We start from the raw sequence: 16518 nt of genomic DNA, 5'->3' as shown, positions 1-16518 counted from the left end.
CGTCCGCCGGCCGTGCACCGGCCTCCGGCGCGGTCCTCGGCACACCCTCCACGGTGCCGCAACAGATGAGCGGACCGGCGCACTTATTTGCATCTTGAAACCCGCACAGATGAGCGGACCGGTGCACTGATCGACACCGGGAAACAGGCACAAATGAGCGGGCCGGCGCACCGATTTGCGACCTTGCCGGAGGCATGTGGCTTCGCTGCCGCCAATGCCACGTACGTCTCTTCCAGGCGGTAGGGTCGGAGGCGGTCGGGGACAACCCAAACAGCCCGCCGGTGTCCAGACCGGCACACCAACGAGGAGATCGGTTCGTGACGATCCGCGTAGGCATCAACGGCTTCGGCCGTATCGGACGTAACTACTTCCGCGCGCTCCTGGAGCAGGGTGCGGACATCGAGATCGTCGGTGTCAACGACCTGACCGACAACGCCACCCTGGTCCACCTGCTGAAGTACGACACCATCCTCGGTCGCCTGAAGTACGAGGTCAGCCACACCGACGACACCATCACCGTCGGCAACCAGACCTTCAAGACCCTCGCCGAGCGCGACCCGGCGAACCTTCCCTGGGCCGACCTGGGCGCCGACATCGTCGTCGAGTCCACCGGCATCTTCACCAAGCGCGAGGACGCGGCGAAGCACCTGGCCGCCGGTGCCAAGAAGGTCCTGATCTCCGCCCCCGCCAAGGGCGAGGACATCACCATCGTCATGGGCGTCAACCAGGACCAGTACGACGCGGCCAACCACCACGTCATCTCCAACGCCTCCTGCACCACCAACTGTGTGGCGCCGATGGCCAAGGTCCTCGACGAGAGCTTCGGCATCGCCAAGGGCATGATGACCACCGTCCACGCCTACACCAACGACCAGCGCATCCTGGACTTCCCGCACAGCGACCTGCGCCGGGCCCGCGCCGCCGCGCAGAACATCATTCCGACCTCGACGGGTGCCGCCAAGGCGACCGCCCTGGTCCTCCCGCAGCTCAAGGGCAAGCTGGACGGCATCGCGATGCGGGTGCCGGTGCCCACCGGCTCCGTGACCGACCTCGTTCTGGAGCTCGACCGCGAGGTCACCAAGGAAGACGTCAACAACGCCTTCCAGAAGGCCGCCGAGGGCCAGTTGAAGGGCATCCTCGAGTACACCGAGGACGCGATCGTCTCGTCCGACATCGTCAACTGGCCGGCCTCCTGCACCTTCGACGCCTCGCTGACCATGGCGCAGGGCAAGCAGGTCAAGGTCGTCGGCTGGTACGACAACGAGTGGGGCTACTCCAACCGCCTGGTCGACCTGACCACCTTCGTCGGCGGCCGGCTCTGAATTTGGTTCCGCACCGGACTTGAGCAGAGACTGAGCGGCAATTCGATGTGAGCGACGGGGCTCGGGCAGCGCGCACAGCGCGCCGCACGGGCCCCGTCGCTTGTCTCGACCTAAGGAGTCCACTTCATGAAGACGATCGACGACCTCGAGGTCGCCGGGCGGCGGGTCTTCGTCCGCGCCGACCTCAACGTGCCGCTGGACGGCGACACCATCACCGACGACGGCCGGATCCGTGCCGTCGCGCCGACCATCACCAAGCTGGCGGAGGCCGGCGCCAAGGTGATCGTCGCCTCGCACCTGGGCCGGCCGAAGGGCGCGCCGGACCCGCGGTTCTCCCTCGCCCCGGCCGCCAAGCGGCTCGGCGAGATCATCGGCAGGCCGGTCGCGTTCGCGACCGACACGGTGGGGGACAGCGCGAAGGCCACCGTCGCCGCTCTCGGCGACGGCGAGGTCACGCTGCTGGAGAACCTCCGCTTCAACCCCGGTGAGACCAGCAAGGACGACGCCGAGCGCGGCGCCTTCGCCGACCGGCTCGCCGAGCTGGCCGACCTCTACGTCGGGGACGGCTTCGGCGCGGTGCACCGCAGGCACGCCTCCGTCTACGACCTTCCGGCCCGGCTGCCGCACGCCGTCGGCGACCTGATCGCCGCCGAGCTCGGGGTGCTGAGGAAGCTCACCGAGAACGTCGAGCGGCCGTACGCCGTGGTGCTCGGCGGCGCGAAGGTCTCGGACAAGCTGGGGGTCATCGACCACCTGCTGGAGAAGGCCGACCGGATCCTCATCGGAGGCGGCATGGGCTACACCTTCCTCAAGGCCCTCGGCCACGAGGTCGGCACCTCCCTGCTGCAGGAGGACCAGATCCCGGCGGTCACCGAGTACCTGGCCCGGGCCAAGGAGCGCGGCGTGGAGTTCGTGCTCCCGGTCGACGCGCTGGTCGCCTCCGAGTTCCCGGACCTGAAGACCAAGGCGCCGGCGAACCCGGAGACCGTGCCGGCCGACGCCATCCCGGCCGACCGGGAAGGGCTGGACATCGGCCCGGAGACCCGGAAGCTGTACGCCGCCAAGCTCGCGGACGCGGCCACCGTCTTCTGGAACGGCCCCATGGGCGTCTTCGAGCACCCGGACTACGCGGACGGCACCAAGGCGGTCGCGCAGGCCCTGATCGACAGCCCCGCGTTCACCGTCGTCGGTGGTGGTGACTCGGCGGCCGCCGTGCGTACGCTCGGCTTCGACGAGACTGCTTTCGGCCACATCTCGACCGGTGGCGGAGCCAGCCTGGAATACCTTGAGGGCAAGACCCTCCCCGGCCTTGCCGCACTGGAGGACTGAACACAGTGAGTGACCGTTTCCCCCTGATGGCGGGCAACTGGAAGATGAACCTCAACCACCTCGAGGCCATCGCGCACGTCCAGAAGCTCGCCTTCGCCCTCGCCGACAAGGACTACGAGGCCGTCGAGGTCGCGGTCCTGCCGCCCTTCACCGACCTGCGTTCGGTGCAGACGCTGGTCGACGGCGACAAACTGAAGATCAAGTACGGTGCCCAGGACCTCTCCGCGCACGACAGCGGGGCCTACACCGGTGAGGTCTCCGGGGCGATGCTCGCCAAGCTGAAGTGCACCTATGTCACCGTCGGGCACTCCGAGCGGCGGCAGTACCACGGTGAGACCGACGAGCTGTGCAACGCCAAGGTGAAGGCGGCGTACCGGCACGGCCTCACCCCGATCCTCTGCGTGGGCGAGGGCCTGGAGGTCCGCAAGGCCGGCAACCAGGTCGCGCACACCCTGGCCCAGGTCGACGGCGCGCTCGCCGGCGTCCCGGCGGAGCACGCCGAGACCATCGTGATCGCGTACGAGCCGGTGTGGGCGATCGGCACCGGCGAGGTCGCCACGCCCGAGGACGCCCAGGAGGTGTGCGGGGCGATCCGCGGCCGGCTCGCCGAGCTCTACGGCCAGGAGCTCGCGGACAGGGTCCGGATCCAGTACGGCGGCTCGGTGAAGGCCGGCAACGTCGCGGCGATCATGGCCCAGCCGGACGTCGACGGCGCGCTCGTCGGCGGTGCCGCCCTGGACGCGGACGAGTTCGTCAAGATCGTCAGGTTCGCGGACCAGTAAGGGCCGCCCGCCGGCCCGCCGGCCCCGCGGCGCACCGCGGGCCCGCCGGCGGCCGGTGGCTATGACGACGGGCACCTGCCGTCGTACCCTGTCGGGGCCGGGACCAGCGCAATCGCGCGGCGCCCGGCCCCGACGTTATCGTTCGGATTTGCTCAGGCAGATTTTCCTAGGTTCTTGCACCCGAGAGAGTTGGTCCAGCCGTGGTCATGGGGTTCTCGATCGCCCTCATCGTCTTCAGCGTTCTGTTGATGATGCTGGTGCTCATGCACAAGGGGAAGGGCGGAGGCCTGTCCGACATGTTCGGTGGCGGCATGCAGTCCTCCGTGGGTGGCTCCTCGGTCGCGGAGCGCAACCTGGACCGGATCACGATTGTGATCGGTCTGCTGTGGTTTGCCTGCATTGTGGTACTCGGTCTGCTCATGAAGCTCGATTAACTGACGTACCGTCGTAGACGCGGCCTATCATGGGGGCGGCGTCCTCAGCGGCGGGGGTTGTCACTCCTGCACTGGACGCGCGTTGGGCCTTACGTAGACTGGGGCGCCCGCAGCGGAGCTGCTCTCGACGCTTCGCGGCACCATCACGCAGGGAGTTACGACCGTGGCAAGTGGCAACGCGATCCGAGGAAGTCGGGTCGGAGCGGGGCCGATGGGAGAGGCGGAGCGAGGCGAATCAGCACCGCGCCTCCGCATTTCCTTCTGGTGCTCGAACGAGCACGAGACTCAGCCGAGCTTCGCCAGCGACGCGCAGATCCCGGACACTTGGGACTGCCCCCGCTGCGGCCTCCCGGCCGGCAAGGACCGGGAGAACCCGCCGGCTGCGCCGCGCACCGAGCCCTACAAGACGCACCTGGCGTATGTACGGGAGCGGCGTAGCGACGCCGACGGCGAGGCGATTCTCGCCGAGGCTCTCGCCAAGCTCCGCGGCGAGATCTGACGGATCACCCGAGCAAGCGATGACAGCGGCCCGCCCGGGCACCCCGATCGAGGGTGCGCGGACGGGCCGCTGTCAGTGGTGGGGTCTACGGTTCCCGGGACGTTGATCACCGGACCGGCAGGGGGCCCCACATGACCACGCCGCGGGAGCAGGCCGCAGCGACGGCGCGGCCCGGTGCGCCGGACCTCCCCGGGGCCGGCGGCGGGGGCTTCGTGCGGCTGTGGTCGGCGGCGGTGGTCTCCCGGTTCGGGGACGCGCTGCGCGGGGCCGCACTCCCGCTGCTCGCCGTCTCGCTCACCGACTCACCGGTGCTGGTGTCCCTGGTGACGGCCTGCGGATTCCTGCCCTGGCTGCTGTTCGGACTCCTCGGCGGCGCCGTCGCGGACCGGGTGGACCAGCGCCGGGCGATGTGGACGGTGGACGCCGCGCGGGGGCTGCTGATGGCCGCGTTCGCCGTCGCCGTCTGGCAGGACCGGGCGTCGATCGGGCTGCTGCTGGCGCTCGCCTTCGCGCTCACCACCCTGCAGACCGTCTTCGACAACGCCGCCACCGCCCTGCTGCCGTCCGTGGTGGCGGCCGACGCGCTGGGCCGGGCGAACGCCCGGCTGATGACCGGTCAGGAGGTGATGGGCCGGTTCGTCGCCGCCCCGCTGGTGCCGGTGCTGCTGGGGCTGGGCGTCGCCGTGCCGTACGCCGCCGACGCGGCCAGCTATCTGATCGCCGCCGCCCTGGTGGCCTCGCTCCGCGTCGCGCCGCCGGAGCACCCGGCGCCGGAGCCCGCCCCGCGCACCCTCCGCGGCGACCTGACGACCGGCCTGCGCACGCTGTGGCGGGACCGGGTGCTCAGGTCGCTGGGGGTCTCCACGCTGCTGTGCAACACCGGCATCGGCGCGCTCATCGCCACCCTGGTACTGCTGGTCACCGGCCACCTGGGGGCCGGCGAGCCGGGGTACGCGGCCGTCATCACCGGCTACGGCGTGGGCAGCGTGCTCGGCGGGGTGGTCGCGGCCCGGGCGGCGGACCGGCTGGGGCAGGCCCGCGCGCTGCTGTTGTGCGGAACGGTCCAGGTCGCGGCGTTGACCGCGCTCGGCACGGTGCGCAGCCTGCCGGTGGCCGCCACCGCCCTCGGGGTCTTCGGATGCGCCGGGATGATCTGGAACGTCACCGTGGTGACGATGATGCAGCAGCGCAGCCCGGCGCGGACCCTGGGCCGGGTGAGCGCGGCGTTCCGCACCCTCGGCGTCGCCGGCGCGCCGCTCGGCGCGCTGCTCGGCGGAGTGCTCGCGGACGCCTGGGGGTCCGCGGCGCCCGCCCTGTTCTGCGCGCTGCTGATGCTGCTCGGCGTCATCGCGGTGCTGCCCGCCCTGACCGAGCCCTCGGGACCGGTGCCCGCACCCCGGCCCGGGGAGGGGCCCGCCGGGAAGCGACCGGCCGCCTGACGGCCTTAAGGTTGAGGCCGGCGGGGTTGCAGGCACGAGACGAAGTGGGCTGATGTCCGAGATGAACGCAGAAAGCCGCAGCAGGCTGGACCAGTTGCCGCAGTGGCACGCGCTGGCCAAGCACCGTCAGGAGCTCGGCGACATCCATCTGCGCGACCTGTTCGCCGACGACCCCGACCGCGCGGACCGGTACTCCCTCCGGGTCGGTGACCTCCATCTGGACTACTCCAAGCACCTGGTGACGGACGAGACGCTGCGGCTGCTGCGGGAGCTCGCCGGCGCCACCGGGGTGGCCGCGCTGCGCGACGCGATGTTCCGCGGCGAGCGGATCAACACCACCGAGGACCGCGCGGTGCTGCACACCGCCCTGCGCGCGCCCCGGTCCGCGGTCGTCAAGACCGACGGCAAGGACGTGGTGCCCGAGGTGCACGCGGTCCTCGCCAAGATGACCGTGTTCACCGACAAGATCCGTTCCGGGCAGTGGACCGGCCACACCGGCAGGCCCATCCGGAGCATCGTCAACATCGGTATCGGCGGCTCCGACCTGGGCCCCGCCATGGCCTACGAGGCGTTGCGCGCCTACACCACCCGCGACCTGGACTTCCGCTTCGTGTCCAACGTCGACGGCGCCGATCTGCACGAGGCGGTGCGGGACCTGGACCCCGCCGAGACGCTGTTCGTCGTGGCGTCCAAGACCTTCACCACCATCGAGACCGTCACCAACGCCACGTCGGCCAGGGAATGGCTGCTGAACGGGCTGGGCGCGGGTCCCGAGGCGGTCGCCAAGCACTTCGTGGCGCTGTCCACCAACGCCGAGAAGGTCGCCGAGTTCGGCATCGACACGGCCAACATGTTCGAGTTCTGGGACTGGGTCGGCGGCCGCTACTCCTACGACTCCGCGATCGGCCTGTCGCTGATGCTCGCCATCGGTCCGGACGGCTTCCGGGAGATGCTCGCGGGCTTCCACGAGGTGGACGAGCACTTCCGCACCGCACCGCCGGAGGAGAACGCCCCGCTCCTGATGGGCCTGCTCGGGATCTGGTACGACAACTTCCACGACGCGCAGTCCCACGCGGTCCTGCCCTACAGCCACTACCTGTCGAAGTTCACCGCCTACCTCCAGCAGCTCGACATGGAGTCCAACGGCAAGTCGGTGGACCGGCAGGGGAACCCGGTGACCTGGCAGACCGGCCCGGTGGTCTGGGGCACCCCGGGCACCAACGGCCAGCACGCCTACTACCAGCTGCTCCACCAGGGCACCAAGCTGGTCCCCGCGGATCTGATCGGCTTCGCCAGGCCGGTGCCCGGGCTGCTGCCGCAGCTCGCCGACCAGCACGACCTGCTGATGGCCAACCTCTTCGCGCAGGGGCAGGCGCTGGCCTTCGGCAAGACCGCGGAAGAGGTGGCGGCCGAGGGCGTGCCCGCCGAGCTGGTTCCGCACCGCACGTTCCACGGCAACCGCCCGACGACGACGATCCTGGCCGCGGAGCTGAGCCCCTCGGTGCTCGGCCAGCTCATCGCGCTCTACGAGCACAAGGTGTTCGTCCAGGGTGCCGTGTGGAACATCGACTCCTTCGACCAGTGGGGCGTCGAGCTGGGCAAGGTGCTCGCCAAGCGGGTCGAACCCGCGCTCACCGAGGGGGCGGCGGTCCCCGGCCTGGACGCCTCCACCACCGCGCTGGTCGCCACCTACCGCCGGCTGCGCGGCCGCTGACCCGCCCCGGCCGCCGGGCCCGCCCCGGGCCGGACGGCCGGAGCCCCGCGGACCGGGACGGTCCGCGGGGCTCCGGCAGGTGCCCGGGTCAGGGCGAGGCGGGCGGGTACATACCGCGCGGCAGACCGGCCGCGGCGGCCCGGTCGAGCAGCCACAGCGTCCGGGAACGGCCCCGGGCGCCCGCCGCCGGCGCCTGGATCTCCCCGGCCCCGGACAGCGCGATGGTCACCGCCTTCGCCTTGTCCTCGCCCGCCGCCAGCAGCCACACCTCGCGGGCGGCACGGATGGCGGGCAGGGTCAGCGAGATCCGGGTGGGCGGCGGTTTCGGCGCACCGCGCACCCCGACCGCGGTCCGTTCGGTCTCCCGTACGGCGGGCAGCTCGGGGAAGAGCGACGCCACATGGGTGTCCGGTCCGACCCCGAGCAGCAGCACGTCGAAGGACGGCACCCGGCCGTGGTTCTCCGGTCCGGTCGCTGCCGCGAGTTCGGCGGCGTACGCCTCGGCCGCGGCCTCCACGTCACCGGTGAACGCCCCGTCGGAGGCGGGCATCGGATGCACCCGCGCGGGATCCACCGGCACCGCGTCCAGCAGCGCCTCCCGGGCCTGGGTGTGGTTGCGGTCCGGGTGCCCCGCGGGCAGGAACCGCTCGTCGCCCCACCACAGGTCGAGCCGGGACCAGTCCACCGCGTCCCGGGCGGGTGCCGCCGCCAGCGCGGCCAGCAGGCCGTTGCCGTTGCGCCCGCCGGTGAGCACCACCGAGGCGGCACCCCGCGCGGACTGGGCGTCCACGATCTTCGTGATCAGCCGGGCCGCCGCGGCCTGGGCCATCAGCTCCTTGTCCCGGTGGACCACCACCTGCGGAGGGGTCACTTGGCGGCCGCCTTCTTGCCCGTGGCGGACTTCTTCGCCGGGGCTCCCTTGGCCGGGCCGGACGCGCCGCCGGAGGCGGAGTCCGGGGAGGCGTCCGGGGCCGGGGCGTCGTCGGCCGTCGGGGCGGTGTCGGCGGACCGCTTGTCCGGCGCCTCCGCGCTCCGGTCGAGCGAACCGACGCCGAACTTCACCGCGGACGCGTAGGTCTCGTCCGGGTCGAGCCGGCGCAGCTCCTCCGCGATCAGCTCGGAGGTCTCCCGCCGGTGCAGCGCGACATGGCGGTCCGGCTGGTTGGGCATGGCGAGCTCGGCCAGCGAGCCGTTGGCCCGGTCCAGGCAGATGGTGCCGTCCTCGGTGCGCAGCCGCACCGCGGTCAGCCCGGGACCCTCGGAGACCTGGCGCTCCACCGGCACCCGGAGCCGGTCGGCGAGCCAGAGGGCGAGCAGCTCGCTGCTCGGGTTGTACGCCTCGCCCTCCACCACCGCGGAGAGGATGGCCGAGTGCTTCTGGTCCAGGGCGGCGGCCAGCACGCTGCGCCACGGGGTGATCCGGGTCCAGGCCAGGTCGGTGTCGCCGGGCGTGTAGGTGGCGGCCCGCAGACCGAGGGTGGCGACCGGGTCCTCGGTGGCCTGGGCATCGGTGATCCGGCGCGCCGCGAGCTGCCCGAGCAGGTCCTCGCTCGGGTGGTCCGGGGCGTCCTCCGGCCACCACACCACGACCGGTGCGTCCGGCAGCAGCAGCGGCAGGACCACCGACTGGGCGTGGTTGGCCAGCTCGCCGTGGAGGCGCAGCAGTACCGTTTCGCCGGTGCCGGTCTCGCCGCCCACCCGCACCTCGGCGTCCAACCGCGCGATCTTGCGGTCCCGCGGCGAGCGGCCCGGGCGCTTGATGACGACGAGGATCCGGGAGGGGTGCTCCTTGGACGCCTCGTTGGCGGCCTTCAGCGCGTCGTAGTGGTTGCCCTCGTCGGTGACGATGACCAGGGTGAGCACCATGCCGACGGCCGGGGACCCGGTCGCCCGGCGCGCCTTGACCAGGGCCGCGTTGATCTGGCTGGACGTGGTGTCCGTGAGATCGATGTTCATGGCCGGCGCCAGCTCCGTCCGTCTCGTGCGAGCATCTCGTCCGCCGCGCCCGGGCCCCAGGTGCCGGCGGTGTACTGCTCGGGCCTGCCGTGGCTGTCCCAGTACTCCTCGATGGGGTCGAGGATCCGCCAGGACTCCTCCACCTCCTGGTGGCGGGGGAAGAGGTTGGCGTCGCCGAGCAGGACGTCCAGCAGCAGCCGCTCGTAGGCCTCGGGGCTGGACTCGGTGAAGGACTCGCCGTAGGCGAAGTCCATCGTGACGTCCCGGATCTCCATCGAGGTGCCGGGCACCTTGGAGCCGAACCGGATGGTCACGCCCTCGTCCGGCTGCACCCGGATGACCAGGGCGTTCTGCCCCAGCTCCTGGGTGTCGGTGGCGTCGAAGGGGGAGTACGGGGCGCGCTGGAAGACGACGGCGATCTCGGTGACCCGGCGGCCCAGCCGCTTGCCGGTCCGCAGGTAGAACGGGACGCCCGCCCAGCGGCGGTTGTCGATCTCCAGCTTGACCGCGGCGTAGGTGTCGGTCTTGGAGTTGGGGTCGATGCCCTCCTCCTCCAGGTAGCCGAGGACCTCCTCGCCGCCCTGCCAGCCGTGCGCGTACTGACCGCGCACGGTGTGCAGCCCCAGCTCCTGCGGCAGCTTGACCGCCTTGAGGACCTTCAGCTTCTCGGTGACCAGCGCCTTGGCGTCGAAGGAGGCGGGCTCCTCCATGGCGGTCAGGGCGAGCAGCTGGAGCAGGTGGTTCTGGATGACGTCACGGGCGGCGCCGATGCCGTCGTAGTAGCCGGCCCGGCCGCCGATGCCGATGTCCTCGGCCATGGTGATCTGCACGTGGTCCACGTACGACCGGTTCCACAGCGGCTCGAACATGGTGTTGGCGAACCGGAGCGCCAGGATGTTCTGGACCGTCTCCTTGCCCAGGTAGTGGTCGATGCGGAACACGTCGCTGGGCCGGAAGACCTGGTGCACGACCTGGTTGAGCTCCTGGGCGCTGGCCAGGTCGTGGCCGAACGGCTTCTCGATGACGGCACGCCGCCAGGAGTCCGCCGGGGCGTCCGACAGCCCGTGCTTCTTGAGCTGCTGGACGACGGTGGGGAAGAACTTCGGCGGCACCGAGAGGTAGAACGCGAAGTTGCCGCCGGTGCCGCGCGCCTTGTCCAGGTCCTCGATGGTGGCCTTCAGGGTGGCGAAGGCCTCGTCGTCGGAGAACTCGCCGGGGACGAACCGGAAGCCCTCGGCGAGCTGCTGCCACACCTCCTCGCGGAACGGGGTGCGCGCGTGTTCCTTGACCGCGTCGTGGACGACCTGGGCGAAGTCCTCGTGCTCCCAGTCGCGGCGGGCGAAGCCGACGAGCGAGAAGCCCGGCGGCAGCAGGCCGCGGTTGGCCAGGTCGTACACGGCAGGCATCAGCTTTTTGCGTGACAAATCGCCCGTGACGCCGAAGATCACCAGGCCCGACGGCCCCGCGATGCGCGGGAGCCGCCGGTCCTGGGCGTCACGAAGCGGGTTGTCACCGCTCGTGGACGAAGAGGTCAAGGTCATGCCTCCGAAGGGGCGAGGCGCTTGAGCTCCGCCTCGGTGGACGTCAGCAGGTCGGTCCAGGACGCCTCGAACTTCTCCACGCCCTCGTCCTCCAGCAGCTGGACGACCTCGTCGTAGGAGATCCCCAGCTCCGCCAGCGCGTCCAGGTCGGCCTGCGCCTCCTGGTAGCGGCCGCGCACGGTGTCACCGGTGATCTCACCGCGCGCCGCGGTGGCCTCCAGGGTGGCCTCCGGCATGGTGTTGACCGTGCCGGGCGCGACCAGCTCGTCGACGTAGAGGGTGTCCTTGTACGCGGGGTCCTTGACCCCGGTCGAGGCCCACAGGGGACGCTGCTTGTGCGCGCCCGCCTTGTCCAGCGCGGCCCAGCGGTCCGAGCCGAACACCTCCTCGTACGCCTGGTACGCCAGCCGGGCGTTGGCCAGGGCGGCCTTGCCGCGCAGCGCCTTCGCCTCGTCGCCGCCGAGCTTCTCCAGCCGCTTGTCGATCTCGGTGTCCACCCGGGAGACGAAGAACGACGCCACGGAACGGATCTTCGACAGGTCCAGGCCCGCGGCCTTCGCCTTCTCCAGGCCGGCGAGGTAGGCGGCCATCACCTCGCGGTAGCGCTCCAGGGAGAAGATCAGCGTGACGTTGACGCTGATGCCCAGGCCGATCACCTCGGTGATCGCCGGGAGGCCGGCCCGGGTCGCCGGGATCTTGATGAAGGTGTTCGGCCGGTCCACCAGCCAGGCGAGCTGCTTGGCCTCGGCGATGGTCGCCTCGGTGTTGTGCGCCAGGCGCGGGTCCACCTCGATGGACACCCGGCCGTCCTGGCCGCCGGTGGCGTCGAACACCGGCCGCAGGATGTCCGCCGCGTCCCGCACGTCCGACGTGGTGATCATGCGGACGGCTTCCTCGACGGTCACGCCGCGCACCGCGAGGTCCCGCACCTGCTGCTCGTAACCGTCACCGCCCGAGATCGCCTTCTGGAAGATCGACGGGTTGGTGGTGACGCCCACGACGTGGCTCTGGTCGATCAGCTCGGCCAGGTTGCCCGAGGTGATCCGCTTGCGCGACAGGTCGTCGAGCCAGATCGCGACGCCCTCGTCGGAAAGGCGCTTGAGTGCGTCTGTCATGAAAGTTGCATCTCCTACTTGGTCTCTACGAGCGTCAGCGCCCGGTGGCGGCGAGGGATTCCCGGGCGGCCTGTGCCACCGCGTCGGCGGTGAGCCCGAACTCGCGGAACAGCACCTTGTAGTCGGCGCTTGCCCCGAAGTGCTCCAGCGACACGATGCGGCCCGCGTCGCCCACGTACCGGTGCCAGGTCAGGCCGATCCCGGCCTCGACCGCGACCCGGGCGCGCACGGCCGGCGGCAGCACGCTGTCGCGGTACTCCTGGTCCTGCTCCTCGAACCACTCGACCGACGGCATCGAGACCACGCGGGCCGGGACGCCCTCGGCCTGCAGCCGCTCCCGGGCCTCGACGGCCAGCTGCACCTCGGAGCCGGTGGCGATCAGCACCACCCGCGGCTCGCCGCCCTCGGCCTCCAGCAGGACGTAACCGCCCTTGGCGGCGTCCTCGTTCGGCTCGTAGGTGGGCACGTTCTGGCGGGTCAGCGCGATGCCGTGCGGAGCGGGCCGGTCGTTGTGCCGGCGGACGATCTCGCGCCAGGCGATCGCGGTCTCGTTGGCGTCGGCGGGCCGGACGATGTTGAGCCCGGGGATGGCGCGGAGCGCGGCCAGGTGCTCCACCGGCTGGTGGGTCGGGCCGTCCTCGCCGAGGCCGATGGAGTCGTGCGTCCACACGTAGGTGACCGGCAGCTTCATCAGCGCGGCCAGCCGCACGGCCGGACGCATGTAGTCGGAGAACACCAGGAAGGTGCCGCCGTAGATCCGGGTGTTGCCGTGCAGCGCGATGCCGTTCATGGTCGAACCCATGGCGTGCTCGCGGATGCCGAAGTGGATGGTGCGGCCGTACGGGTCGGCCTCCGGCAGCGGGTTGTCCGCCGGGAGGAAGGACGAGCCGGGGTCGATGGTGGTGTTGTTGGAACCGGCGAGGTCGGCCGAACCGCCCCACAGTTCCGGGAGCACCCCGCCCAGCGCCTTGAGCACCTGGCCGGACGCCTTGCGGGTGGCGACGTCCTTGCCCGGCTCGAAGACCGGCAGCACCTCGGCCCAGCCCTCGGGCAGGTCGCCGGCGGTGATCCGGTCGAACTCGGCGGCCCGCTCGGGCAGGCTGTTCCGCCACTCCTTGATCCGCTTGTCCCAGGCGGCGCGCGCGTCACGGCCCCGGTCGAGCACCGCGCGGGCGTGCCGCAGGACCTCGTCCTCGACCTGGAAGTGCTGCTCGGGGTCGAAGCCCAGCACCCGCTTGGTCGCCGCGACCTCGTCCTCGCCGAGCGCCGAGCCGTGCGAGGCCTCGGTGTTCTGCGCGTTGGGGGCGGGCCAGGCGATGATGGTGCGCGCGGCGATGATGGAGGGACGCTCGGTCTCCTCCTGCGCCGCCTTCAGCGCCGCGTACAGGGCGTGGACGTCGAAGTCCCCGTTCCCGCTCTGCTCCACGCGCTGGACGTGCCAGCCGTACGCCTCGTACCGCTGGAGCACGTCCTCGGAGAGCGCGGTCGCGGTGTCGCCCTCGATGGAGATGTGGTTGTCGTCGTAGAGCGCGACGATGTTCCCCAGCTTCTGGTGGCCCGCCAGCGAGGACGCCTCGGCCGAGACACCCTCCTCCAGGTCGCCGTCGGAGACGATGGCCCAGATGGTGTGGTCGAAGGGCGAGGAGCCGGCCGGGGCCTCCGGGTCGAACAGGCCGCGCTCGTAGCGGGCCGCCATCGCCATGCCCACGGCGTTGGCGACGCCCTGGCCCAGCGGGCCGGTGGTGGTCTCGACACCCACGGTGTGGCCGTGCTCGGGGTGGCCGGGGGTCAGGCTGCCCCAGGTGCGGAACGACTTCAGGTCGTCCAGCTCCAGGCCGTACCCGGACAGGTACAGCTGGATGTAGAGGGTCAGGCTGGTGTGCCCCGGAGACAGGACGAACCGGTCGCGTCCGGCCCAGCCGGCGTCCGACGGGTCGTGCCGCATCAGCTTCTGGAAGAGCAGGTAGGCGGCGGGAGCGAGGCTCATGGCCGTGCCAGGGTGGCCGTTACCGACCTTCTGTACGGAATCCATGGCCAGGACGCGGACGGTATCGACGGCCCGCTGGTCCAGTTCGGTCCACTCGAGGTCTGTTGTGGTCGGCTTGGTGCTCACCCTGAGTCAGGGCTCCTCTCCACATGTCGAATGTCGGTGACGATGTGTACACCGGCGCGGCTGAGCCTACCGGCTGGGAGAAAGGTCATTTTTACGGCCGCGACACCCGCTGCCTCAGGCAACGAAGCCCCTGACGTCCGCATTCCCGGGCACCGCGGACCCCACTCCCAGACTGCCGGGCCCCGCCGGTCCCCGCCTCCCGGGCGGCGGGTCGAGCGAGCGCTCAGTCACCGCGGCCGGGGGAGGTCAACACGACCGACCCCCGCGACGGGCCGAGTACCCGCTACGTCTAGAGTGGCGTGGTACGCGCAAGTCTTTACCGGAGTTTCATGTCCGGTGCTTGCTGGTTCTGCTGCTTCTACCAGGGGTGTGCGTGACGGCCGTCGATTCCCGTCCTGCGGGTGGGAGTACCGCCCATGCCCGAAGGGCCACGGGGGAGCTCGCTGCGAGTTCCGGTCACCGTCCGTTCGGGGCCCGTGTCAAGGCGTTCGTGGCACTCACCAAGCCCCGGGTCATCGAGCTGCTGCTGATGACGACGGTCCCGGTGATGTTCCTGGCGGCGGAGGGCGTGCCCGACCTGTGGCTGGTCCTCGCCACCTGCGTCGGCGGCTACCTGTCCGCCGGCGGCGCCGGCGCGTTCAACATGTACATCGACCGGGACATCGACGCGCTGATGGACCGCACGTCCCAGCGGCCGCTGGTCACCGGCATGGTCAGCCCGCGCGAGTGCCTGGTGTTCGCCTCCGCGCTCGCCGTCGGGTCCACCGTCTGGTTCTGGGTCCTGGTCAACCCGCTCTCCGCGATGCTGTCGCTCGGGGCCCTGGTCTTCTACGTCGTGGTCTACACGATGTGGCTCAAGCGGCGCACCGCGCAGAACATCGTCTGGGGCGGCATCGCCGGCTGCATGCCGGTCTTCATCGGCTGGTCCGCGGTCACCGGCTCGGTCTCCTGGGCCGCGCTCATCCTCTTCCTCGTCATCTTCTTCTGGACGCCGCCGCACTACTGGCCGCTGTCGATGAAGGTCAAGGACGACTACGAGCGGGTGGGCGTGCCGATGCTGCCCGTCGTCGCGGGCAACAAGGTGGTGGCCCGGCAGATCGTGGCGTACAGCTGGGTCATGGTGGGTGTGTCGATGCTGCTGTGGCCGCTGGGCTACACCGGCTGGTTCTACCCCGTGGTGGCCGCGATGCTGGGCGCGTTCTGGCTCAAGGAGGCGCACGGGCTGCAGGCCCGCGCCAAGGCCGGGATCACCGGATCGAAGCTCAAGGAGATGCGGCTGTTCCACTGGTCCATCACCTATGTCTCGCTGCTCTTCGTCGCGGTCGCGGTGGACCCCTTCATCCGCTGACCCCTCCGGCGACGTCCGGCCGCCGGACCGGCGCCGGGCCGCACCGGGCCGCCGCGGCGTCACCGGGCTGACGCGGCCCCGCGGACCGCTCCGGGCCCACCGGGCGAGCGGCCACCGGGGCCGCCCCCGGAGCCCGCGACGGGACGTTGTCCGGGTCACCGGGACCGCTCCACGGACGGCCCTTCCTCCGCCGATTACTCGCGGGTAGCATCGGTGGTATGGCAGACACCCAGCAGGCGGGCCCCGAGCAGCAGGCGGGCGCGGACAAGCGCGCCGAGAAGCACGCCAAGCGCCTCGCCCACCAGATCACATCCTTCGCCGACAGCCACGGCGGCGGCGCGGAGGGCCAGCTCGCGCACATCGCCCGCGGCACCACCCGGATCGCCCTCGTCGGCGCCGACGGAGAGTGGGGCAACCTCGTGGCCCCCTCCTACGAGGCCGCCCGGCGCGCCGCCGAGATCGCCGGCCTCACGCTCCACGACGAGTTCGACGGCGAGCTCGCGGCCAAGGTCCGCACCGGCCGGTACGAGTGGTCGCGGATGGCCGGCATCCAGATCGGCGGCCCCGCCAACGACTAGCGGCGGCGGTACCGCGCTCCGGCCCAGCGGCGGCGGTCCCGCGCCCGGCCCGGGTGCGCGGGGCGGCACCGTCCGCGGAGCACCGGCCGCCCGGCGGGGAGACCCGTCCGGACGCGCGGGCGGCCGGCGGCGCCGACGGATGCGCCCGCTCGGTCATGGACAGCGGATGTGCCCGGTCATGAATAGGGGATGTGCCCCGTTATGGACGGGGGATGTGCCCGGTCATGGACAGGGGTGGGGGGGGGGGGGGCGGGGGGGGGGGGGGGCCCCCCCCGGGGGGGGCCCGGGGGGGCGGGGGGGGGGGGGGGGCCCCGCCCCCCGCCCCCCCCCGCGGCGCCCCCGGCCCCC

14 protein-coding genes are annotated in these 16518 nt (G+C 71.5%); 9 read left to right on the top strand and 5 right to left on the bottom strand.

Annotated elements, in window-relative coordinates:
- The first annotated feature begins 317 nt into the window (after positions 1-317).
- The 7 genes from gap (at position 318) to pgi (ending at position 7519) form a co-directional block, all read left to right on the top strand.
- Complete coding sequence (gap, locus tag ACH4B3_RS28545; RefSeq protein WP_398467567.1) at positions 318-1322, top strand: type I glyceraldehyde-3-phosphate dehydrogenase; 1005 nt, start codon at positions 318-320, stop codon at positions 1320-1322.
- A 126-nt stretch (positions 1323-1448) separates the two neighbouring features.
- Entirely contained in the window at positions 1449-2651 is a 1203-nt protein-coding gene (locus tag ACH4B3_RS28540; protein WP_398467566.1) for a phosphoglycerate kinase, read from the top strand.
- A gap of 5 nt (positions 2652-2656) precedes the next feature.
- Positions 2657-3433, top strand: coding sequence for a triose-phosphate isomerase (gene tpiA, locus ACH4B3_RS28535; protein WP_398467564.1), 777 nt, complete (start codon positions 2657-2659; stop codon positions 3431-3433).
- A gap of 206 nt (positions 3434-3639) precedes the next feature.
- The gene (gene secG, locus ACH4B3_RS28530; RefSeq protein ID WP_398467562.1) at positions 3640-3867 is read left to right on the top strand and encodes a preprotein translocase subunit SecG; all 228 of its coding nucleotides are present in this window, start codon (positions 3640-3642) and stop codon (positions 3865-3867) included.
- A 163-nt stretch (positions 3868-4030) separates the two neighbouring features.
- Positions 4031-4366: an RNA polymerase-binding protein RbpA gene (locus ACH4B3_RS28525; RefSeq protein WP_197988000.1), complete on the top strand. Its 336-nt coding sequence runs from the start codon at positions 4031-4033 to the stop codon at positions 4364-4366.
- A gap of 131 nt (positions 4367-4497) precedes the next feature.
- Positions 4498-5805 (top strand): MFS transporter, encoded by a 1308-nt coding sequence (locus ACH4B3_RS28520; protein ID WP_398467560.1) that lies wholly within the window; start codon positions 4498-4500, stop codon positions 5803-5805.
- A gap of 61 nt (positions 5806-5866) precedes the next feature.
- The gene (pgi, locus tag ACH4B3_RS28515; RefSeq protein ID WP_398467626.1) at positions 5867-7519 is read left to right on the top strand and encodes a glucose-6-phosphate isomerase; all 1653 of its coding nucleotides are present in this window, start codon (positions 5867-5869) and stop codon (positions 7517-7519) included.
- An 88-nt stretch (positions 7520-7607) separates the two neighbouring features.
- Here the strand turns inward: pgi and pgl are convergent, their stop codons facing one another.
- The 5 genes from pgl to tkt are packed head-to-tail and all read right to left on the bottom strand — an operon-like array spanning position 7608 to position 14244.
- On the bottom strand, positions 7608-8390 hold the full coding sequence (gene pgl / locus ACH4B3_RS28510; RefSeq protein WP_398467558.1) for a 6-phosphogluconolactonase: 783 nt from the start codon (positions 8388-8390) through the stop codon (positions 7608-7610).
- Positions 8387-9475 (bottom strand): glucose-6-phosphate dehydrogenase assembly protein OpcA, encoded by a 1089-nt coding sequence (opcA, locus tag ACH4B3_RS28505; RefSeq protein ID WP_398467556.1) that lies wholly within the window; start codon positions 9473-9475, stop codon positions 8387-8389. The genes pgl and opcA overlap by 4 nt, the downstream gene beginning before the upstream one ends.
- Entirely contained in the window at positions 9472-11016 is a 1545-nt protein-coding gene (gene zwf / locus ACH4B3_RS28500; protein ID WP_398467554.1) for a glucose-6-phosphate dehydrogenase, read from the bottom strand. Before zwf ends, opcA begins: the two co-directional genes overlap by 4 nt.
- On the bottom strand, positions 11013-12131 hold the full coding sequence (gene tal / locus ACH4B3_RS28495) for a transaldolase (protein ID WP_398467552.1): 1119 nt from the start codon (positions 12129-12131) through the stop codon (positions 11013-11015). The genes zwf and tal overlap by 4 nt, the downstream gene beginning before the upstream one ends.
- A 34-nt stretch (positions 12132-12165) precedes the next feature.
- Complete coding sequence (gene tkt / locus ACH4B3_RS28490) at positions 12166-14244, bottom strand: transketolase (protein ID WP_398467550.1); 2079 nt, start codon at positions 14242-14244, stop codon at positions 12166-12168.
- Positions 14245-14617: 373 nt separating this feature from the next.
- Here tkt and ACH4B3_RS28485 point away from each other — a divergent pair, with 373 nt between their 5' ends.
- Together ACH4B3_RS28485 and ACH4B3_RS28480 are read left to right on the top strand one after the other, a co-directional pair.
- Positions 14618-15592 (top strand): heme o synthase, encoded by a 975-nt coding sequence (locus ACH4B3_RS28485; RefSeq protein WP_398467548.1) that lies wholly within the window; start codon positions 14618-14620, stop codon positions 15590-15592.
- Positions 15593-15810: 218 nt separating this feature from the next.
- The gene (locus ACH4B3_RS28480; RefSeq protein ID WP_398467546.1) at positions 15811-16170 is read left to right on the top strand and encodes a hypothetical protein; all 360 of its coding nucleotides are present in this window, start codon (positions 15811-15813) and stop codon (positions 16168-16170) included.
- The last annotated feature ends 348 nt before the right edge of the window (positions 16171-16518 follow it).

The organism is Streptomyces sp. NPDC018031 (genome assembly GCF_044327625.1).
Taxonomy (GTDB): domain Bacteria; phylum Actinomycetota; class Actinomycetes; order Streptomycetales; family Streptomycetaceae; genus Streptomyces.
The sequence above is the reverse complement of the archived record's forward strand: the minus strand, read 5'-3'. Positions and strand labels throughout refer to the sequence as shown.